The following is a 19728-nucleotide window of genomic DNA, read 5'->3' as shown; positions in this document are numbered from 1 at the left end:
AACTAACATTTAAGGCGCGGAAGAACTCTTTCCGCGCCGATTCCTTACTCCACCAACGCATCCGCAATCGCCAGATGCCGATCCAACACGTCGATGCCGAGATCCAGCTCTTCTTTCGTCACAATCAGCGGCGGCGCAATTACAAAATGGCTCACCCACGCCTGAATTGTCACACCATCCGCCATCATCTTCGCCGCAATCTGGTCCACCACCAGCGCCTTGCCTTCCACCTTGTCACGCATCGTGTTGAACGGCTGCTTCGTCTTGCGATTCTTCACCAACTCCACCGCAAAGAACAGCCCCAACCCGCGTACATCGCCAATCGAAGGATGCTTTTCCTTCAGCGCCATCAGCTTCTCGCGCACATACGGCTCCATCTCCGCCGCGCGCTCCACCAGCTTCAACCGCTGCATCTCCTCAATCGTCGCCACCGCCGGCCCCAGCGTCAGCGGATGCGCCTCATACGTGTGCCCATGTGAAAAATAATGATCCTCGAAGTACTCCGCAATCTTCTTCGTCGTCGCGCACAACCCCAGCGGCACATAAGCGGACGTAATTCCCTTCGCCGTCACCAGGATGTCCGGCTTCACCCCCCAGTGATCCATTGAGAACCACTTCCCAGTCCGTCCCCAACCCGCCATCACCTCATCGGCAATCAGCAACACGCCATGCCGGTCGCAAATCTCACGCAGCTTCGGAAAATACTCCGGCGGAGGCACCAGCACGCCATTCGTTCCCACCACCGGCTCCACGATAATCGCCGCAACATCGCTTTCATTGCGAATCATGTGCTCAATGTAATCAGCGCAAGCGATGTTGCAATTCGGATACGTATGTTTGATCGGGCAGTCATAACAATTCGTCTCTGGCGCAAATACCACCCCGCCGCCCTTGCCGCCCGGCTCCATAGCCCACCGCCGCGGATCGCCCGTCGCCGCAATCGTTCCCATCGTCGATCCGTGATACGACCGGTATCGCGAAATAATCTTCGTCTTCCCCGTCACCATACGCGCAATCTTGAAGGCCGCCTCATTCGCCTCCGTGCCGCTCGTCGCAAAAAAGAACTTGTTCAGCCCCTCCGGCAACACCTCCAGCAGCTTCTGGCTCAGCCGCGCCCGCGCCCGCGTCGCATACACCGGCCCCACAAACGCCAGTTCCCGCGCCTGCTCGGCAATCGACTCCACCACGCGCGGATTCTTATGCCCCAGATTCACGCACATCAGCTGCGAAGAAAAATCGAGATACTTCTTCCCCGCCCCATCCGTAAACCAGCATCCTTCAGCATCCATCACCGGCAGCGGTTTCCACGTCTTCTGGAATCGCCACGTCCCATAGTTCGTCTGGCGCGTCAGGCTGGAAATCTGTTCAGGAGTTAATTCAGTAGAAGTCGGCGTGTCGCTCATCATGTACCTCTCGAAGAAGTTGTTTCCCATGCTAAGGCATCGCTGCCGCTCAGAGCGAGCCTGGCTTACACTGGACATGGGGAGACCGACCATGAGCGACGGCCGGGAAGAACGCGAAGAACAAGAATGGCGCCGCCAGCAGGAACAGCGTCGCGAGCAGCCGGAGCAATATCATGACCGCCTCGACCGTGACCCGAGCGATCAATGGCAGCCCGAACGCAAAGAATCCTGACCTGCCAACACTCTCCACAAACACAAAAGGCGCCATCTCGGCGCCCTTTGCACTCCAAACCAGAACCCTGACTATTTTCCATCCACAGCCGCCACCGGAAGGCTAATGAAGCTCGCATTCCCCGGCATATGCCAAACCCTCTGCGTCACCTTCTGATAATCCTTCGGCTCTGCCTTGAAGATATTCGGCACAAATGTCTGCGGATTGCGGTCATACAGCGGAAACAGCGTCGATTGCACCTGCACCATGATCCGATGCCCCGGCTCAAACGTGTGGTTGATCATCGGCAGCGCAAATGAATACTCCAGCGGCACATTTGCCTCAATCGCCTGCGGATGCTCAAAGCTCGTCCGGTAGCGCCCGCGAAAAATATCCGTCGCCAGCGGCAACTCGTACCCGTTCATATCCGTTGGTGGAATCGAGACTTCAGGCTGCGCGTCGATAATCTTCACCACCCAGTCAGAATCCGTTCCACTGGTCGAAGCCACCAGATGCACCATCGGCTCGCCAGAAAGCTTCATCGGCTCCTTCAGCGGTTCGGAAACATACGTCACCACATCCGGCCGCCCATCCACAAAGCGCTGATCCGTCACCAGCCACGTCTGCCAGCCAGGCCCGCCACTCACAGGCCGTGGACGATACGGCACCGGCTTCGCAGGATCAGAAACATACTCATCAAACTTCGCATCTTCCGCCGTAGGAGCCGTAAACGAAAGCTTCCCATTCGCGCCCAGATAAAGCGCCTTCGTCTTCTCCGGGCAGCCCTTCTCGCAGCTCACCGGAAACACTTTCGGCGTATCCCACTTATCCCGCCCCGTGTCGTAGATCCAAACATTCGGTGTCTCCGCATTCGGAGAACCCGGCTTCAAATATTGATTGAAGAACGGTAGCAGCACATCGCTCCGCCATTGCTCCGTCGTATCCGTCGCCCATGTCAGCGGCCCAATCGAGCGCCCCGGCCTGTTCACCTGGCTATGAAACCACGGGCCCATCACCAGGTGGTTCATCTTGTCCTGCGTACCGTTTGCCTTCAGTGCGCGATAGCTGTGGTTCGCTCCCCACATATCTTCCTGATCCCACAGCCCCTGCTCCCACATTGTCGGCACCGTCAGCTTCTGCTTGGCAATCAGCTTATCCAACGCCTGGCTCTGCCAAAACCCGTCATACGCCGGATGGTCCATCACCACTTTCATAAAAGGCAGTTGGTCCGCGCCCAGCAAATGCATAAAATCCGCCGCGCTTCCCGCCTCCAGCAAACCCGTGTAATCATCCGTGTTCGGGTGCGGCACATGCGCGCCCGCGCCGCGCTTTGTCGTCTGTCCCAGCGCGTAGTCAATATTCGGCTGCCGGAACGCGCCGTAATGAAACCAGTCATCGCCCATCCAGCCATCCACCATCGGGCTCTCCGGTGCAGCCACCTTCAACGCGGGGTGTGGATTCAACAGCGCCATCACCACCGTAAAGCCTTCATAGCTTGAGCCAATCATACCCACGCGCCCATTGGACTCCGGCACATTCTTCACCAGCCAGTCAATCGTGTCCCACGCATCTGTCGTATCATCAGCGCCCGTCGGGTTGTAACCCGAGTTCACCGGCGGCGGCGTCATAACGTACGGCCCCTCTGAGCCATACTTGCCGCGCACATCCTGGTACACGCGAATGTAGCCCGCCTTCACAAACACCTCATCGCTCAGCGGCAGCGTCTCAATCATCTTTGGACTGTCGGCTCTCTCCGCGCGCGCAGCCGCGTTGTAGCATGTCCGCGTCATCACAATCGGCACACCCTTCGCGTCCTTGGGAATCACAATCACCGTGTACAGCTTCACGCCGTCGCGCATCGGAATCATCTCCACGCGCTTCACGTAATCGCGCTCCACCACAGGAGCCTTAAAGTCCGGCATCAGTTGATCGGCAGGCAGCCCGTTTTGCGAACTGCCCTGCTGCGCCACCGCAGCCACTCCGCATACAGAAGCAATCACCGCAAGAATCGCGTATCGTCTCATCTCTCGCTCTCAAGCCGTCCTGGTCGAGCCCGTCCGGCCATGTCAGGAATAGAATCAGCCTACAACAACAAAAAGCCCCCGGTTTCCCGAGGGCTTTTCTTTGTTTCTCGTCGAGTCTTACGCGCTGTATAACAATACGCCAGCGGACTTCTCTTCGACTCCGGAATCATCCCGGCTTACCGGACGATAGAACAGCTGGTTGTTGTCCAGATACACCTCAAGGAATGCTGGCCGGTCTGCAATCTGCCCCGCAATCAGAGCCTCTGAAAGAGGATCCTCCACATAACGCTGCAGCGCCCGCCGCAGAGGCCGTGCCCCGTAGCTGCGGTCTGCCAGCGTCTTGTCCAGAATCCACTTCTTCGCATCTTCTGTCACAGAAATCGTAATCGCCTTCTGCGCCAGGTTCGAGTTCAGTTGTTGCACCAGCAGCTCCACGATCTGGATCAGGTCTCCATCCGAGAGCGACTGGAACAGAATGATCTCGTCCAGTCTGTTCAAAAACTCCGGATTGAAGGTCTTCTTGACCTCCTGCTTGACCAGTTCCTCAACCTTCTCCGTCACCAGGTCGTCACGCTCGCTCTGGAAGCCCAGTCCCTGCTTCTTCTGCAAGTGCCGCGCGCCAATATTCGACGTCATGATGAGAATCGTGTTCTTGAAGTCGACCGTATTCCCCAGCCCATCCGTCAACTGCCCGTCTTCAAAGACCTGCAGCAGCAGATTGAACACATCCGGATGCGCCTTCTCTATCTCATCCAGCAACACCACGGAATAAGGCGAACGCTTCACGCGCTCCGTAAGCTGACCGCCCTCCTCATAGCCCACATACCCCGGAGGCGAACCAATCAGCTTCGACACTGAATGCTTCTCCATAAACTCCGACATGTCGAAGCGGATCAGCGCCTTGTCTGAGCCAAACAGAAACTGCGCAAGTGTGCGCGCCATCTCTGTTTTGCCCACACCCGTCGGTCCCAGAAACAGGAACGAACCAATCGGCCGCGCCGGCGACTTCAGCCCCGCACGTGACCTGCGGATCGCCCGCGCCAGCGCTGAAATCGCCTTCTCCTGCGAAATCACGCGCTTGTGTAATTCTTCTTCCACGCGCAGCAGCTTTTGCGTCTCTTCTTCCTTGATGCTGGTCACCGGCACGCCTGTCCACCGGCTCACCACATCCTCAATATCCTCGCGCCCCACAATTCCGGCAGCCGAGTCATCCAGGTGGTACTTATCGCGCAGCGCACGCAGATTCTCGCGCTCCTTGCGTTCCTCATCGGAGTAGAACCGCGCCTTCTCAAACTCGTGGTTCGCAATCGCCGAGTCCATGCGGTGCACAATAAACTTGATCCGCTTCTGAACCTCGGTAATCTCCTCCGGCAACGAAGTCTGACGCAGCTTCACTCGCGCGCCGGCCTCATCAATCAGGTCAATCGCCTTATCCGGCAAAAACCGGTCCGGAATATATCGATTCGAGTGCGACACCGCGAACTCAATCGCCGCATCCGTATAGCTCACCGCATGAAACTTCTCATAGCGGTCCTTGATGCCCATGATGATCTTGATCGCATCCGCCTCATTCGGTGGCGGAACCTTCACAGCCTGAAAGCGCCGCTCCAGCGAGCGATCCTTCTCAATCGACTTGCGGTACTCAGCCGGTGTCGTCGCGCCAATGCACTGAATCTCGCCGCGGCTCAGCGCCGGCTTCAGAATGTTCGCCGCATCCAGCGAACCCTCCGCCGAACCTGCGCCCACCAGCGTGTGCAGCTCATCGATAAAGATAATGGAATTCTGATTCTCCATCAGCTCTTTCATGATCGTCTTCAGCCGCTCTTCAAACTGGCCGCGATACTTCGTGCCAGCCACAATCAGCGAGAGATCCAGTGCCAGCACTTTCTTGTCGGCCAGAAAAGTCGGAACCTCGCCATCTGAAATTCGCTGCGCCAGCCCTTCCACAATCGCCGTCTTACCCACGCCCGGCTCGCCAATCAGCACAGGATTGTTCTTCGTTCTCCGGCACAGAATCTGAATCACGCGCTCCAGCTCGCCATCCCGTCCAACAAGCGGATCAAGCTGTGTATCCATCGCCGCCTGCGTCAGATCACGGCTGAACTCCGCCAGTAAGCTCGACTCACGCTGCCTTTGCTGCGCAGGAGCCTTCTCCTGCGTCACGCGCGCCAGCTCATCGCGAATCTGCGCCAGCTTCAGCCCGCGCTCCTGCAGAATCTCTGAGGCAAAACATTTCTCTTCCCTCAGCAACCCCAGCAGCAAGTGTTCCGTTCCAATATGCTTGTGGCCCAGCCGCTCAGCCTCTTCAGCCGCGTACGCCAGCACACGCTTGCATTCGTTGGAAAGTGGCAGGTCCACCGAGGTCGAAACCTTTTCACGGATCGTCGTATGTGCTTCGATTTGCTTCCGAATCGATTCCACCGAGGCATGAGAACGTAAAAAGCGGTTAGTAAGCTGCTTGTCTTCGCGCAGCAAGCCTAGCAGCAGGTGTTCCGTCTCGATATACGGCGAGCCAAACTGGCTTGCCTCATACCGCGCAAAGAAGATAACGCGCCGCGCCTTCTCCGTATAGCGTTCGAACATGGTGTTCTCCCTTGTGCCGGGCTTATCGGCCCAGATGGCTGTCCAGTTCAATACCGTCCAGTACCGGCATCAGCCTCTGCGTCCTCAATCCCGGTGAAAAACAGTGCCGCCCAGAGCCTCGAGCTAAAAAGAATTCCTGCTCCGGAACAGCGAATTAAGACGGTGCGGAAGGTTTTCCGCCGGCTTTGAGCTCTGTATCCGCCCTCTGCCCCATCCATCCTGTCGGAAATCTGCCATCCTGCCGGCAGCCTTCCTGGCGCGTTGTTATTCATTCAGACTCATCCAGCGGTCTGAACGCTTCATTACTCTCTGCGGACCCGGCTTCCCCTGTCTTGTTGCGTCTGGTCCAGTTGTGTTAAGGGTGAACTTCCATAAGCCGGCCGCCCTCCAGGCGAAGCGTCCTGGTACATCGGGCAGCAAGCTCCATGTTGTGGGTTACAAGGATTGAGGTAAGCCCATGCGAGGCATGAACCCGTTGAATCAAATCGAAAATCTGCCCGGCCGTCGTCTCATCCAGATCGCCCGTCGGCTCATCCGCCAACAGCAAACGGGGATTGTTCACCAGCGCCCGAGCCAGCGCCACGCGCTGCTGCTCACCGCCCGAAAGCTCTCCCGGCCGATGCGCCGCGCGCTCCTCCAGGCCAACTTCCCTTAACCAGCTCGCCGCCTGCGCCATCGCATCCCGTTTCGTTAAGCCGCGCGCCAACAGCGGCATCGCCACGTTCTCCTGCGCCGTAAACTCTGGCAACAGGTAATGAAACTGCCAGACATACCCAATCGAGCGATTGCGAAAGGCAGCTGCCTCTTTCGATTTCAATTCCGCAATATTGGTTGACGCGCAGTATACAGTTCCCGCGGAAGGCGCATCAAGCGCGCCAAGAATGTGCAGGAGCGTGCTTTTTCCTGTCCCGGACTGGCCCACAATTGCAATCAGTTCCCCGGGCGCAACCACCAGGTCCAAAGCGCGAAAAAGCGTCAGCTCACCACGAGCAGTCACATAAGTTTTTTCAAGATTGCGTACCAGAACAGCCGGAGATTCCGCTGCCCGCAACTCCTGCTCCCGCACAGCGCGGGAAGCCTGCGTGGCAGCCGCTGGAGAAGTCAGGTTCATCCGTACATCTAATTTTAACCTGCCGAAATCGCCCCGCTCGCCCACCCCAAAGATTCCCGTTGAAAACAGGACAGAAACTCGTCTTCACCCCAATTCGGGAACGCCCAGTAAGGCCCTGCGCACGATGAGTGAGTCGAATCCGCCGGGGGATAAAACGGCAGCTTTCTGTCCACTGTCAAACAACCGATTCCGTAACAATCTCACTGCACCAGGCGAACTTCAATCACCCGAATCCTCGCCCCATTCAGCCGCGCCTTCAGCCGTTCAACAGCGTCCTCCTGAGCCTGATTGGCAGCTTGATGGGCGAGAGCAATCTTTTGGCCATCTTCTGGGTGCGCACAGGGCTCTTGAATCGCTCGAATCTTCGGGCCGCTTGCATTCATATTCTGTTGTAGGACGGCCTTTTTAGTAGCCTGACTGACGCTGACATTAGTGCGGTCAAAAGAAACGACAAAGATTGTGTAGTCGATCTGTGCCGGAGTAGCCCAATCGCTGCGCAGAATACCAGGAACCATGGCTAGAACTTCACGCAGCGAAGGACGGACTTGATATTTAGGGTTCAAGTCCGGCTCAGGGATTACCTGAGGAAGCGCATCGATCACCTTCACATTTTCTTCAGAGGAATCGCTGAAATAGAGAGGCACACCCGCGGAGGAATATATGTCGAGGGTGGGATAGCTCAGCCGGTAATTTCTATTAACGTTTTTATCATGTTGATTATATGGAAGCAGTGATCTGGTAACAACTACCTCTGTTGCCAGTTCGGGGTGATTCGTTAGCCATGACGATTGACGCCTTCCAAACTCATAGAGAGAAATTTTCGCGCTCACAAAATTTGGGCTTTCGGCAGCCTGGGACGGGGATTGAGTGAAAATCTGCTCCGCCGTGAGAAACAGAAGAACGAAGAACAGGATTTTTCCCGGGGCAACAAGCCGCATACTATTCCTCTTTTGTTAGGTGCATCCCATCTGTCGGAGTGGCGGTTACTCTTGTTTTTGCTTTTATCGGCCCTAATACTCCACCTTATTCGGCGAAGCAATCCAAGCCGCAAAACTGTCCCAAGCCTCACCGCTCAGCAACTGCACCGCAGGCAGCGTCCTCTCCGGCTGGTCCTTCTTAAACTCCGCATACAGAAACGCATCGTCAAATCCCGCCCGTGCCGCATCCGCCGCGTTCGCTCCATAATAAACCGCATCCAGCCGAGCCCAGTAGCTCGCCGCCAGGCACATCGGACAGGGCTCGCAGCTTGTATACAGCTCGCACCCATCCAGCACAAACGTCCCTAACGCCTTCGCCGCCGCGCGAATCGCATTCACCTCCGCATGCGCCGTCGGATCACTCGCAGCCGTGACGGAATTCGCGCCCTCACCCACAATCTTCCCGTCCCGCACAATCACCGCGCCAAACGGCCCACCACGCCCGCTCGTCACATTCTCGGTAGCCAGCGCAATCGCCCGGCGCAAAAACTCAGAATTCGGCCCAGCTGGCATGTTTGTGCCTCGTCTCGTATTCACTCTGCTACAAAAGTAAACACAGTATGGCACAGGCATTCCGCTCAACCCGAGTCGTCACACCGGAAGGCGTTCGCCCCGCCACGGTCCTCGTAGACGCAGGCAAAATCACCGCCATACATCTATGGGACGCACACACCCCCGGCGCAATCCTCCACGACTTTGGCGACCTCGTCCTCCTTCCCGGCCTCGTCGATACTCACGTCCACATCAACGATCCCGGCCGCGACTGGGAAGGCTTCGGGACCGCCACCCGCGCAGCAGCCTCCGGCGGTGTCACCACGCTCGTCGACATGCCTCTCAACTGCATCCCGGAAACCATCACCGCAGCTGCCCTCGAAGAAAAACGCGCAGCCGCCCGCCACAACGCCTGGACAGACTGGGCCGCATGGGGCGGAGTCGTCCACGGCAACGCCGACGAAATCCCCGAACTCATCGCCGCCGGCGTCCACGGTTTCAAATGCTTCCTCATCCACTCCGGCATTGAAGGCTTCGCCTGGGTCGACGAATCCGATCTCCGCGCCGCCCTCACCAAACTTGAAGGCACAAATCTACCCCTTCTTGCCCATGCAGAACTTAAAGCATCAGTTGAAGCTGCCACAGCTAAACTCAGCGCCACAAATGCAGATTGGCGTCTATACTCCACATGGCTCACCTCACGTCCCGACTCCTCCGAAGTCGAAGCCATCCGCCTCCTAATCCAGCTAGCGGAAGAGTTCCAGACCCCAATCCACATCGTCCATCTCTCCAGTGCTGAAGCTCTCCCGCTGCTAGCCGAAGCCCGCCAGCGAGGCCTGCCCATCACCGTAGAAACCTGCCCACACTATCTCTGGTTCGCCGCCGAAGAAATCCCCGACGGCGCAACCGAATACAAATGCGCCCCGCCCATCCGCAGCGCACAGAACCGCGAAGCCCTCTGGCAAGCCCTCTTCACCGGCCTCATCGACTTCATCGCCACCGACCACTCCCCATGCCCGCCCGCAATGAAGAATCAGGAAGAAGGCCGCTTCGACTCAGTCTGGGGCGGCGTCGCTTCGCTTGGCCTAGCTATATCAATCATTTGGACCGGAATCCTCGAGCGAAACTTCAACCACGAATCTGCTCTTATCCACATCGCCGAATGGCTCGCCGCCGCCCCCGCGCGCCTCGCTGGCCTCCATAGCAAAGGCGCACTTCGCCCCGGCGCAGACGCCGATTTCGCCATCTTTGATCCTGACATCACCTGGACCGTCACCGAATCCGGCCTCAATTTCCGCCACAAAATCTCGCCTTATCTCGGCGCAAGCCTCCGTGGCCGCATCCTCGAAACCTGGCTCGGCGGTGAAAAAATCTACGCAAACGGCACATGGAGCCCACAGCCGCACGGAAAAGACCTCACAAAACCGTAATGGACCAGACAATAAAATCCCGCCCCATGCATGCCCAGTCGGTCCGAGCCATCTCCGAGTGCCACACCCTCGCCACTTTCACAGAGGAGCCCGCCCACATCACCCGCCGCTTCCTCACCCCGCCCGTCCACGCCGTCCATACCCATCTCCGACAGCGCATGGAAGCCCTCGGCATGACTGTCCAAACGGACGCAGCCGGCAACCTCCGAGGCATCCATCAACCCGCCAACGCACCCGCTAAACGCTTCCTCATCGGCTCCCATATCGACACCGTTCCCGACGCCGGCCCCTTCGACGGCATCCTCGGTGTCACCCTCGCCCTCGAACTCGTCGAAATCGTGCAGGAGCGCCAACTCCCTCTCAGCATCGAAGTCATCGCCTTCAGCGAAGAAGAAGGCGTCCGCTACGGCATCCCGTTCCTCGGCAGCCGCGCCGTCGCCGGCACCTTCGATGAAAAACTCCTCGCCTATGAAGACGCCGACGGCATCCCCATGTCAGAAGCAATCCGCTCCTTCGGCCTCGATCCCACGCAAATCCCCTCTGCCGCCATCGAGCCGCAACAGACCCTCGGCTTCCTGGAAATCCATATCGAGCAAGGCCCCATCCTCGAAGCAGAAGATCTGCAGCTCGCCGCAGTCACTTCCATCGTCGGCCAAACCCGCGGCACCCTCACCTTCACCGGCCACGCCAACCATGCGGGAACCACCCCCATGCACCTGCGCCATGACGCCCTCGCCGCAGCCGCCGAATGGATCACCGCGGTCGAAACCCACGCCAACAGTACGCCATCCCTCGTCGCCACTGTCGGCAAAATCTTTGCCGACCCCAATGCCACCAACGTCATCCCCGGCACTGTCCACACCACTCTCGACCTCCGCCACCCAAGCGACCCCATCCGTACCGTCGCCGTCGAAGCCCTCATCGCTCAAGCTCAATCCATCGCTCAGCGCCGCGGTCTCACCGCCCAGTTCACCCAGACCATGAACGAACCCGCCATACCCATGGATCTTGCTCTCACCGCCAACCTAACCGCCGCCCTCGAATCCACCGGCCTCCCTGCCCGCATTCTCACCAGCGGCGCAGGCCATGACGCCATGATCCTCGCCGCCCGCATTCCTACCACCATGCTCTTCCTCCGCTCTCCCGGCGGCATCAGCCACCATCCCGCAGAATCCGTCCGCGAGCAAGACGTCGAAGCCGCCCTCCACGTCGCCGCCAACTTTCTGGAACGCATCTTCGCTACAATCAACAACACCTAAACGAGGTCACCGTGCAACATCTTGGCCACACACGCAGCAGCCTCAAACACGACCATCTCCTCCAAACCCCCGACACCTTCGTCCGCACAGCGCTCAATAGCGCCCCCGGCGTCGAATTCATCATCCACGCCGCCCCACAGCTCGGCGCAGAATTCACCCAGTTCACCGCCGAATTCGCGCCCAACGGCACCCTCGCCCCCGCGCCAGCCCAGCGCTTCCTCTACGTCCTCGAAGGCGAACTAACGCTCAGCATCGATAGCCATCAGCACACCCTCACCGAAGGCCACTTCGCCTACATCCCCGAAGCCACGCCCCACACCGTCACCGCCGTCACCAAATCCCGCGCCGCCATCATAGAAAAACCCTACGAGCTCACCAGCACCTCCGAAGCTCCAAAGCTCATCATCGGTAACCAGGCCAACGTCCCCGCCGCCATAGCCGTCCCCGGCGACGACGCCCTTCGCGTCCAGCCCCTCATCCCCGACGCCCCCGCCCACGACTTCGCGGTCAACATCATGACCTACGATCCAGGCGCAGCCCTCCCCATGGTCGAAATCCACATCATGGAGCACGGCCTTCTCATGCTGCAGGGCAGCGGCATCTACCGCCTCGGCGACCACTGGTACCCCGTCCAGGCCGGCGACTTCATCTACATGGCCCCATACTGCCCGCAGTGGTTCGGCGCGCTCGGCAAGCAGGCCGCCAAATACCTCATCTACAAAGATTCGCGCCGTCACCCACTAGGCGAATAAACCCATGGCTCCCACACTCACCACCGACAATCTCATCCACGAGCTCCTGACCCTCGGCCAGATCTCTGAGGCCGAGCCCCCCGTCGTCACTCGCGTCGTGTTCAGCGAAGCCGATCTCCGCGCCCGCGCCTACGTCAAGAATCTCTGCACCGCCGCCGGCCTCACCATCCACGAGGACCCCATCGGCAACACCTTCGCCCGCTGGCCCGGCTCCGATCCCTCGCTCGCCCCCATCGGCACCGGCTCACACATCGACGCCATCCCTAACGCCGGCCTCTACGACGGCTGCGTCGGCGTCCTCGGCGGCCTTGAAGCCATCCGCGTCCTGCAAGCGCTCGGCTTCACCCCGCGCCGCTCCATCGAACTAGTCATCTTCACATCCGAGGAACCCACGCGCTTCGGCATCGGCTGCCTCGGCTCTCGCATGATCTCCGGCGCGCTCTCTCTCCAAAAAGCCGCCACCCTCCGCGATAAAGAAGGCCGCACACTGGACGAACTCCGCGCCGCCGCCAACTTCCCCGGCTCTCTCGAATCTGTCGCTCTCCCACCCAACCGCTTCCATCAATTCATCGAGCTCCACATCGAGCAAGGCCCAACCCTCGAAGCGGAATCCATCGACATCGGCCTCGTCGCCCACATCGCCGCCCCCGCCAGCCTCCGCATCCTCATTGAAGGCGAAGGCGGCCACGCCGGAGCCATGCTCATGCCCGTGCGCCGGGACGCCCTCGCCGCAGCATCTGAAATCATCCTCGCCGTCGAATCCGCCTCCAAATCCACCGGCGTAGTCGACACAGTCGCCACCGTAGGCGTCTGCGAAGTCTTCCCCGGCGCAGTCAACTCCGTCCCTTCGCGCGTAAAACTCGAAGTGGACGTCCGCGACATCGACGCCACCCGCCGCGACCACGTCCTTACCGAAATCCAATCCGCCTGCAACCAGACAGCCTCGAAGCGCAACGTCCGCATCACCACCGAAATCGTCAACTCCGACCCGCCCGCCACATGCGACGAATCCATCCTCGCCGCGCTTGAAGACGCATGCAAAGCCTCCGGCAAGAGCTACAGGCGCATGGTCAGCCGCGCCTACCACGACTCGCTCTTCATTGCCCGCATTGCACCCGTAGCCATGCTCTTCATCCCCTGTCGCGGCGGCGTAAGCCATCGTCCCGACGAATATGCCTCACCCGAATGGATTGGCTCCGGCGTCCACGTCCTCGCCCGCACACTCGCCGCCCTCGCCTCATGAACGGCCCAGAATGAACCCAATCCTGACCGCATGGAACGACGCCCCTGAGCAAACTGCCCTCAGCGCCATGCTCGCCTGCTGCGGCGCAACCCGCTGGGCCACGGCCATGGTCGCCGCACGCCCCATCCCCACTCCCCAATCTCTCTACGAAACCGCCGACACAATCTGGTCTGAGATGCAGGAATCCGACTGGCTCCAAGCCTTCGCCTGCCACCCCCGCATCGGCTCGCGCAAACCCGCCCAGCACGCCTCAACCCAATCCGCATCCTGGTCGAACCAGGAACAATCCTCCACGCAATCCGCCACCGAGCAAACCCTCGCGCATCTCGTCATCCTCAACACGCAATACGAAGAACGCTTCGGCTTCACCTACATCGTCTGCGCCACCGGCAAATCCGCAGACGAAATGCTAGCCATCCTCGAACGCCGCCTTTCAAGCGACCGCCCCACCGAACTCAGCGAAGCTGCCGAACAGCAGCGCCAGATCACTCACATCCGCTTAAAAAAATGGCTAACAGAGTAGCGCCACAATCAATTCGACAGGTTAATCTCGGAGTCAGGTCCACACCATGAGCTCAATCTCCACACACGTCCTCGACACAGTGACCGGCAAACCCGCCCCCGGCATTCCCGTCCGCCTCGATAAATGGCTTCCCGGCACCGACGGCTCAGAACAATGGCAATCCATCGCTCGTGGCGCTACCGACCCCGACGGCCGCTGCCACCACCTCGCGGCCGAGGCACCCGAAGGCCTCTATCGCCTCCGTTTCGACGTCCACTCCTACTTCACCCACCGTGGCCGCACCAGCATCTATCTCGACATCACCATCCAGTTCCAGTGCAACGGCGAAGCCCACTACCACCTGCCGCTTTTGCTCAGTGACAACAGCTACACCACCTATCGCGGAAGCTGATCAAAGTCCAAGCCAGAAGAGGAACCATGGCCCATCTTGGAGAAAACCGCTACGGAAAATCGCGCATCCGCCTCTCGCGCATCACACGCCACGGCGACCGTCATGATTTTTCAGAGTGGACCGTCAGCGTTCTTCTCCGCGGCGACTTCGAAACCAGCTTCACTCAAGCAGACAACAGCAGCCTTCTGCCCACTGACACCATGAAGAACACCGTCTACTCCATCGCCCGCTCTTCCAAATTCGAAACCATGGAAGAGTTCGCCATGGAGCTCGGCGATCATTTCCTCTCGAACAACGCGCATGTCTCCGCTGTCAGCATCGAAATCACCAGCAAAGCCTGGGAGCGTCTCGTCCTTAACAACACAGAAGAACCCACCACTTTCAAACTCGGCGGCCCCGAGCTCCAAACCACTCACGCCGCACGTCGGCAAGACGAGCCTTGGCAAATTACCTCTGGCATCCAGGACCTCACCATCCTCAAAACCACCAAGTCCGCCTTCACCGGCTACATCGTCGACAAGCTCACCACGCTCCAGCCCGCCACAGACCGCATCTTCGGCACCGCCGCCACCGCCACATGGGACTATACCTCCAACACCGCACCATTCGCCCAAGTCCGCAGCCGCATCGTAGCCGCCCTCCTCAAAACCTTCGCCGCCCACGATAGCCAATCCGTCCAACACACCCTCTTCGACATGGGCCAGGCCGCGCTCGCCGCCGCGCCTGAGATCACGCGCATCACCCTCACCATGCCCAATCTCCATCACCTGCTCGCCAATCTCACACCCTTCGGCCAGGACAATCCCAACCACATCTTCGTTCCCATCGACGAGCCCCACGGCTACATCGAAGCCACCATCGAACGCTAGAAATTATGCTGCCAGGAATAAACACTCACTTGAATAAAGTGATGTCATCTTGAGCGAGTGCCTAAAGCTATGTCATCCTGAGCGAAGTTTGGCGCGTGCGCGCCAAACAAGTCGAAGGACCTGCGGTTGTTTTTGTATTTGTTTTTCGTTCGTTCACCCCCCCACATTCGGGTGCCCCATTCTTGCGACGTCTTTGTTTTGTCGCAAGGGTGGGATAGCACAAAAGCAAACCATGTCATTCTGAGCAAATGGGCCCCAAACGTCCTTCAGGGGTCCCCAAAGAGCGGTCTTTTGCTCTTTGGGGCAGAGTTCGGGGGTGGTGAGTCGAAGGATCTGCTTTCGCTCTTTCGTCCTTAGCCCTTCGTCACTCGCCCCTACTCCAACGCCTCCAGATCCTCCGGCGTATCCACATCCACTTCCCCACCCGGAAAATCCACTCGCATCACAACGCGCGCATCTTTCAGCTGCACCCGCGCCCCCTTATCCCCACTCAGCGCATACAGTTCCGCAAACATGCAGCGCGGAAAAATCGCCGGCACACCAACTCCACCCGCATACTCTGACGCCGCAATATCCCGTCCACCCCGCGCATCAAACGCCGCAACCAATGCCCGCAAATGCGAAACACTCAACCGCGGCTGATCGCACGTCAAAATCAGCGCCCCATCCACATCCGCATCAACTTCCTCCAGCGCCCGCAGCCCCGCATGAATCGAACCCGCAATCCCGCGCACCCAGTCTTCATTTCTCACCACGCGCACCCCGCTCAAATCCACCGCCGCAGCAATCGCCTCACGCTCCGCGCCAAGCACCACCACGGTATGCGCCAAACAAGCCTCACGCACCAGCCTCAAAACCCGAGTCAGCAACATCTCACCCTCATAGGAAATAAGCTGCTTCGCCCGCCCCAGCCGCCGGCTCGCTCCCGCCGCCAGAATGATCGCTCCAACCTTCATCGCCCCTCAGTCTAGAACCATCCGCCCCAAACCATCCATCCCCAACACGCCATCTTTAGATACAATTTGCAACACTCGATAGATAGACAAAACCAGCTCACCCAAAGGACCTCAGTGGCCGATCCAACAACCACCTCCGCATACGTGGAACAGCCCGCTACAAAAAACTACGGTCTCCATGCCGGCGTCCTCGGCCCTCTTGAAACCCTCGCGCAATCTATCTCCGCCGTCGCGCCCACAGCCACGCCCTCGCTCACCATCCCGCTCGTCTTCGCGCTCGCCGGCAACGCCACCTGGTTCGTCTATCTCCTCGCCACCATTGCCATCCTTCTCGTCGGCTTCTGCGTCAGCCGTTTTGCGCGCATCTCCGCCTCGCCCGGCTCGCTTTACTCCTATACCTCCAGCACGCTGCCACCCGTCTTCGGAGCCATCGCCGCCTGGGCGCTGCTTCTCGCCTACGTCGCCACCGGCGCATCCGTCGCCGCCGGTGCTCTCTACTACGCCGTCATCCTCTCACAGCAGTTCCTCCACTGGTCCGCGCCAGCTTTGCTCATCCTCGCGCTCGTCTGCGCCATCTCCGCATATATCGCCTGGCGAGACGTCAAGCTCTCCGCGGAAGTCATGCTCTGGATTGAAGCCATCAGCGTCGCCACCATCCTCATCATTCTCGCGGCCCTCGTCTTCCACTTCGGCCTGCGCCTCGACTGGGATCAGCTCAGCCTCAAAGGCATGACCTTTCCGTCACTCGGTCCCGCGCTCGTCCTCGCCATCTTCAGCTTCGTCGGCTTTGAGTCCGCCACGTCTCTCGGCGCTGAAGCACGCGACCCACTCCGCACCATCCCACGCGCCGTGCTCCTCTGCGCCCTGCTCATCGGCGCATTCTTCATGCTCTGCTCGTACTCGCAGGTGCTCGGCTTCCATGCCATCGGCGGAAAGCTCAGTGACGCCACAAGCCCTCTGCATCAGCTCGCCGCCATCGGCGGCATCGCACCACTCGGCGTCGCCATCGACATCGGCGCAATGGTCAGCATGTTCGCCTGCGTCCTCGCCTGCATTAACGCATCCTCACGCCTGATTATCAAAATGGCGCATGAGCGCCTCATGCCGCACGCCCTCGAACGCACCAGCAAGCGCCACGGCACGCCCGGCGCAGCCATCTTCGTATCCGCCACACTCATCTTCCTCGGAACTATTGTGCTTACGCTGCGTCACGTCAGCCCGCTCGATATCTACGACCTCGCCGGCTCGCTTTCAGTCTTTGGATTTCTCACCGTCTACGCGCTCATGGCCGCAGCACTGCCCTTCGCACGCCGCGCCGCCGGCCAGCACTCACTGGGCATTGCAGCCATCAGCGCCATCACCGTTGTCGTCATGCTGCTCATCGCCATCTTCGATCTGCAATCCGCATCGGACGCCGTTCACGGCCGCACCATCCCCGAAATCTATCTCGGCTATATCGTCCTGGGCCTGCTCGTATATCTATTCACTCGCAGGTCCTCCCGCACAACATCATCCTGATCTGCGACACGCAAAATCAAATTATTCAATGATGTAGTTAGAAATCTCGATCAGATTCCAATCTGGATCGCGTAGATACACCGAAAGCAATGCGCCGGCCGCGCCTTCACGCTCAACCGGCCCTTCCTCCACAGCCACACCCTTTTCACGTAACTCTCGCAGAACCTCATCAATCGGCACGTCTGTGATGAAGCAAATATCAATTGCTCCCGGCATCGGCACAGCTGCTTTTGGCCCAAATAAATCTTTCCCCAGTTCATGCAGGTTCAATTTATGCGCACCAGATTGCAATGCCTTGCGGCCATCCCCAAAAGTGACTACTTGAAATCCAAGCACTGATTGATAGAACGCGCAGGTGCGCTTAATATCCATCACAGTCAACACTAGATGATCAATACGATCAATCTTCATAGCGAAGCCTCACCACATAAGCCAACTTCGTATAAGCCTTCTTAGCCACTATCGGTCCCGTGGGCCCTCGTCTCTTACTCAGTCTCCGCCTGCACCATCAGGATGAACACAATCCCCACCACAACAAACATCCGGAACGCAGCCTCTTGCCCATTCCAAATCTTTGACTGCCACATCAGGAACCACTCCGCACCGACAATTAGAAACGCCACCAGCCACATCAACATAGAAAGCGCCAGCGCTCCAATCGCCAACTGCTTAGCACTATGAAACTCCACCGCTGGCTTCCGCAGCGCGCGAAACAGCTTCCACGCGCCTACCCAAAGCAGCGCCATCGTCACAATCTCCCACGCAATAATGCCCCAGTAAAACGCCAGATGCTCCGCAGGCAGCGGCAACGCCCGCCACATCCCATGATTACCAGGAAATGTCGTGTCCATCGCCAACACATGGTGCACAAACTGGTAGTTCGAATCGAAATCGGTGAGATTGTTAAACACCACCAGCGTATAAAACAGCGCGATACCGCACAGCAGCAGCAGCTTCGCAATACGAGTCATCATCAATCGATATTCCTCTCATGTGCGCAGGTAGGCCGGGGATTTATCCCCGGCAATCAAACCCACAAAAAACCTTTGGGCCTTTAGGCCCTGAGGGATGCTCTTTCGACAATCGAGTACTAATGCTTCTCCGATGCAAACGTACGAAAGTATGCCACAAGCGCATCCAGCGTAGCTCTGTCATAGTTGGGCGCAGCTGGCATACGCGCTCCGGGCACCACCTTCTCAGGATCGTGAATGACCCTGCGAAAGCGCTCCGGATCTTTTACCGCATCCTCGCCAAGCTGCGGCCACGCTCTCTTGCCCATCGTGCCGCCTTCAGCGCCGGAGTTATGACACCGGAAGCAATCCTCACGCGCAATCCTGTACCCGTCCATCACCTGATGGTTCTCGCGCCACGCTGCGCCTGGCAGAATCGACGCATAGATATGCGCCCCATTACGAAACTCCAGCCGCGTCACGCCGTAGGGAACCTGTTCCTCATCATCATGCGCCAGCACCTTGTATCTCGGCTTGAATGCCGGATTCGCAATCGTATATGGCACCAGCGCATCGCCGTTCGGAGCCTTCGGCCAACTATCGCGCAGCTTCCCATTCACGCGTAGCACAAGCAATGGATCGTGAGCCGCAAGATACTCAGGCGAGTAATCGCTCCGGTAGCTGTCGTAACAAATCGCCACAATCATGTCTGCGTGCTCGCCCAGCAGCTTCGCCAGGTCAGACAGCGTAACTCCGCCGATCTCCGCAGTCGTATGAAAATTGTCGTCGGTAACTTGGAACGTCTTCTGCGGCAGCTTCAGCAGTTCGTCGTAGCGCAAATAGCGCGTCGCTCCCTTCGGAACTCCCGCAAGTTCGCCACCGATCTCAAGGTCACCTGGCGAAGAGCGTTCCGAGTGAAGCTCAATAGGGGAAGGTACTGATGGTATCGCTGCTGCCATGAAGAGCGCCGGCAGCAGTGCCAGAAACAAGCGCATGGCCCATCGTACTCTGAGCGGCATGAAAATTTCAAAAGGAG

19 protein-coding genes are annotated in these 19728 nt (G+C 58.8%); 9 read left to right on the top strand and 10 right to left on the bottom strand.

Going from position 1 to position 19728, the window contains the following annotated elements:
* Positions 1–44 precede the first annotated feature (44 nt).
* A complete protein-coding gene (locus tag VO84_RS18450; RefSeq protein WP_197414102.1) occupies positions 45–1406 on the bottom strand; it encodes an aminotransferase family protein in 1362 nt (453 codons plus the stop codon).
* Between the two features lie 88 nt (positions 1407–1494).
* On the opposite strand from VO84_RS18450, the gene VO84_RS22640 reads away from it, so the two are divergent.
* Positions 1495–1635: a hypothetical protein gene (locus tag VO84_RS22640; protein ID WP_157439992.1), complete on the top strand. Its 141-nt coding sequence runs from the start codon at positions 1495–1497 to the stop codon at positions 1633–1635.
* Positions 1636–1706: 71 nt separating this feature from the next.
* On the opposite strand, the gene VO84_RS18445 is transcribed toward VO84_RS22640, so the two are convergent.
* From VO84_RS18445 to VO84_RS18425, 5 genes are all read right to left on the bottom strand, one after another.
* Positions 1707–3638 (bottom strand): CocE/NonD family hydrolase, encoded by a 1932-nt coding sequence (locus VO84_RS18445; protein ID WP_058189191.1) that lies wholly within the window; start codon positions 3636–3638, stop codon positions 1707–1709.
* Between the two features lie 117 nt (positions 3639–3755).
* Positions 3756–6221, bottom strand: a complete 2466-nt coding sequence (locus VO84_RS18440) for an ATP-dependent Clp protease ATP-binding subunit (RefSeq protein WP_058189190.1) — start codon at positions 6219–6221, stop codon at positions 3756–3758.
* Positions 6222–6576: 355 nt separating this feature from the next.
* On the bottom strand, positions 6577–7332 hold the full coding sequence (locus VO84_RS18435) for an ABC transporter ATP-binding protein (protein ID WP_082662148.1): 756 nt from the start codon (positions 7330–7332) through the stop codon (positions 6577–6579).
* 200 nt (positions 7333–7532) lie between these two features.
* Positions 7533–8270 carry a hypothetical protein gene (locus tag VO84_RS18430; protein ID WP_058189189.1) on the bottom strand — a complete coding sequence of 246 codons (738 nt, stop codon included), beginning with the start codon at positions 8268–8270 and terminating at the stop codon, positions 7533–7535.
* Between the two features lie 72 nt (positions 8271–8342).
* A complete protein-coding gene (locus VO84_RS18425) occupies positions 8343–8822 on the bottom strand; it encodes a nucleoside deaminase (protein WP_058189188.1) in 480 nt (159 codons plus the stop codon).
* A 47-nt stretch (positions 8823–8869) separates the two neighbouring features.
* Here VO84_RS18425 and allB point away from each other — a divergent pair, with 47 nt between their 5' ends.
* Genes allB through pucL form a run of 7 tightly spaced genes read left to right on the top strand, consistent with a single transcriptional unit; the run spans position 8870 to position 15268 of the window.
* Positions 8870–10231: an allantoinase AllB gene (gene allB, locus VO84_RS18420; RefSeq protein ID WP_058189187.1), complete on the top strand. Its 1362-nt coding sequence runs from the start codon at positions 8870–8872 to the stop codon at positions 10229–10231.
* A 26-nt stretch (positions 10232–10257) separates the two neighbouring features.
* On the top strand, positions 10258–11490 hold the full coding sequence (locus VO84_RS18415; RefSeq protein ID WP_058189390.1) for an allantoate amidohydrolase: 1233 nt from the start codon (positions 10258–10260) through the stop codon (positions 11488–11490).
* A gap of 11 nt (positions 11491–11501) precedes the next feature.
* Positions 11502–12242, top strand: a complete 741-nt coding sequence (gene allE / locus VO84_RS18410; RefSeq protein ID WP_058189186.1) for a (S)-ureidoglycine aminohydrolase — start codon at positions 11502–11504, stop codon at positions 12240–12242.
* 4 nt (positions 12243–12246) lie between these two features.
* Positions 12247–13485 carry a M20 family metallo-hydrolase gene (locus tag VO84_RS18405; protein ID WP_058189185.1) on the top strand — a complete coding sequence of 413 codons (1239 nt, stop codon included), beginning with the start codon at positions 12247–12249 and terminating at the stop codon, positions 13483–13485.
* A gap of 10 nt (positions 13486–13495) precedes the next feature.
* Complete coding sequence (gene uraD, locus VO84_RS18400; RefSeq protein WP_058189184.1) at positions 13496–14008, top strand: 2-oxo-4-hydroxy-4-carboxy-5-ureidoimidazoline decarboxylase; 513 nt, start codon at positions 13496–13498, stop codon at positions 14006–14008.
* Positions 14009–14054: 46 nt separating this feature from the next.
* Positions 14055–14399 (top strand): hydroxyisourate hydrolase, encoded by a 345-nt coding sequence (gene uraH, locus VO84_RS18395; protein ID WP_058189183.1) that lies wholly within the window; start codon positions 14055–14057, stop codon positions 14397–14399.
* A gap of 26 nt (positions 14400–14425) precedes the next feature.
* Positions 14426–15268: a factor-independent urate hydroxylase gene (gene pucL, locus VO84_RS18390; protein ID WP_058189182.1), complete on the top strand. Its 843-nt coding sequence runs from the start codon at positions 14426–14428 to the stop codon at positions 15266–15268.
* A gap of 374 nt (positions 15269–15642) precedes the next feature.
* On the opposite strand, the gene VO84_RS18385 is transcribed toward pucL, so the two are convergent.
* A complete protein-coding gene (locus tag VO84_RS18385) occupies positions 15643–16224 on the bottom strand; it encodes a nucleotidyltransferase family protein (RefSeq protein WP_058189181.1) in 582 nt (193 codons plus the stop codon).
* Positions 16225–16338: 114 nt separating this feature from the next.
* Between VO84_RS18385 and VO84_RS18380 the strand changes: the two genes are divergently transcribed.
* A complete protein-coding gene (locus VO84_RS18380; protein WP_058189180.1) occupies positions 16339–17742 on the top strand; it encodes an APC family permease in 1404 nt (467 codons plus the stop codon).
* 21 nt (positions 17743–17763) lie between these two features.
* Here the strand turns inward: VO84_RS18380 and VO84_RS18375 are convergent, their stop codons facing one another.
* From VO84_RS18375 to VO84_RS18365, 3 genes are all read right to left on the bottom strand, one after another.
* A complete protein-coding gene (locus VO84_RS18375; protein WP_058189179.1) occupies positions 17764–18153 on the bottom strand; it encodes a VOC family protein in 390 nt (129 codons plus the stop codon).
* Positions 18154–18227: 74 nt separating this feature from the next.
* Positions 18228–18716: a DUF2165 family protein gene (locus tag VO84_RS18370; protein WP_058189178.1), complete on the bottom strand. Its 489-nt coding sequence runs from the start codon at positions 18714–18716 to the stop codon at positions 18228–18230.
* A 116-nt stretch (positions 18717–18832) separates the two neighbouring features.
* Entirely contained in the window at positions 18833–19711 is an 879-nt protein-coding gene (locus VO84_RS18365) for a c-type cytochrome (RefSeq protein WP_157439991.1), read from the bottom strand.
* Positions 19712–19728: the final 17 nt, after the last annotated feature.

The sequence above is a fragment of the Occallatibacter gabretensis genome, from assembly GCF_001449115.1.
In the GTDB taxonomy this organism is placed as follows: Bacteria; Acidobacteriota; Terriglobia; order Terriglobales; family Acidobacteriaceae; genus Telmatobacter; species Telmatobacter gabretensis.
The sequence above is the reverse complement of the archived record's forward strand: the minus strand, read 5'-3'. Positions and strand labels throughout refer to the sequence as shown.

What these genes read in the sequence shown, in the direction of transcription:
- VO84_RS18450 (WP_197414102.1), bottom strand. Translation starts at nt 1,406, where the DNA reads ATGATGAGCGACACGCCGACTTCTACTGAATTAACTCCTGAACAGATT.
- VO84_RS22640 (WP_157439992.1), top strand. Translation starts at nt 1,495, where the DNA reads ATGAGCGACGGCCGGGAAGAACGCGAAGAACAAGAATGGCGCCGCCAG.
- VO84_RS18445 (WP_058189191.1), bottom strand. Translation starts at nt 3,638, where the DNA reads ATGAGACGATACGCGATTCTTGCGGTGATTGCTTCTGTATGCGGAGTG.
- VO84_RS18440 (WP_058189190.1), bottom strand. Translation starts at nt 6,221, where the DNA reads ATGTTCGAACGCTATACGGAGAAGGCGCGGCGCGTTATCTTCTTTGCG.
- VO84_RS18435 (WP_082662148.1), bottom strand. Translation starts at nt 7,332, where the DNA reads ATGAACCTGACTTCTCCAGCGGCTGCCACGCAGGCTTCCCGCGCTGTG.
- VO84_RS18430 (WP_058189189.1), bottom strand. Translation starts at nt 8,270, where the DNA reads ATGCGGCTTGTTGCCCCGGGAAAAATCCTGTTCTTCGTTCTTCTGTTT.
- VO84_RS18425 (WP_058189188.1), bottom strand. Translation starts at nt 8,822, where the DNA reads ATGCCAGCTGGGCCGAATTCTGAGTTTTTGCGCCGGGCGATTGCGCTG.
- allB (WP_058189187.1), top strand. Translation starts at nt 8,870, where the DNA reads ATGGCACAGGCATTCCGCTCAACCCGAGTCGTCACACCGGAAGGCGTT.
- VO84_RS18415 (WP_058189390.1), top strand. Translation starts at nt 10,258, where the DNA reads ATGCATGCCCAGTCGGTCCGAGCCATCTCCGAGTGCCACACCCTCGCC.
- VO84_RS18405 (WP_058189185.1), top strand. Translation starts at nt 12,247, where the DNA reads ATGGCTCCCACACTCACCACCGACAATCTCATCCACGAGCTCCTGACC.
- uraD (WP_058189184.1), top strand. Translation starts at nt 13,496, where the DNA reads ATGAACCCAATCCTGACCGCATGGAACGACGCCCCTGAGCAAACTGCC.
- uraH (WP_058189183.1), top strand. Translation starts at nt 14,055, where the DNA reads ATGAGCTCAATCTCCACACACGTCCTCGACACAGTGACCGGCAAACCC.
- pucL (WP_058189182.1), top strand. Translation starts at nt 14,426, where the DNA reads ATGGCCCATCTTGGAGAAAACCGCTACGGAAAATCGCGCATCCGCCTC.
- VO84_RS18385 (WP_058189181.1), bottom strand. Translation starts at nt 16,224, where the DNA reads ATGAAGGTTGGAGCGATCATTCTGGCGGCGGGAGCGAGCCGGCGGCTG.
- VO84_RS18375 (WP_058189179.1), bottom strand. Translation starts at nt 18,153, where the DNA reads ATGAAGATTGATCGTATTGATCATCTAGTGTTGACTGTGATGGATATT.
- VO84_RS18370 (WP_058189178.1), bottom strand. Translation starts at nt 18,716, where the DNA reads ATGATGACTCGTATTGCGAAGCTGCTGCTGCTGTGCGGTATCGCGCTG.
- VO84_RS18365 (WP_157439991.1), bottom strand. Translation starts at nt 19,711, where the DNA reads ATGCCGCTCAGAGTACGATGGGCCATGCGCTTGTTTCTGGCACTGCTG.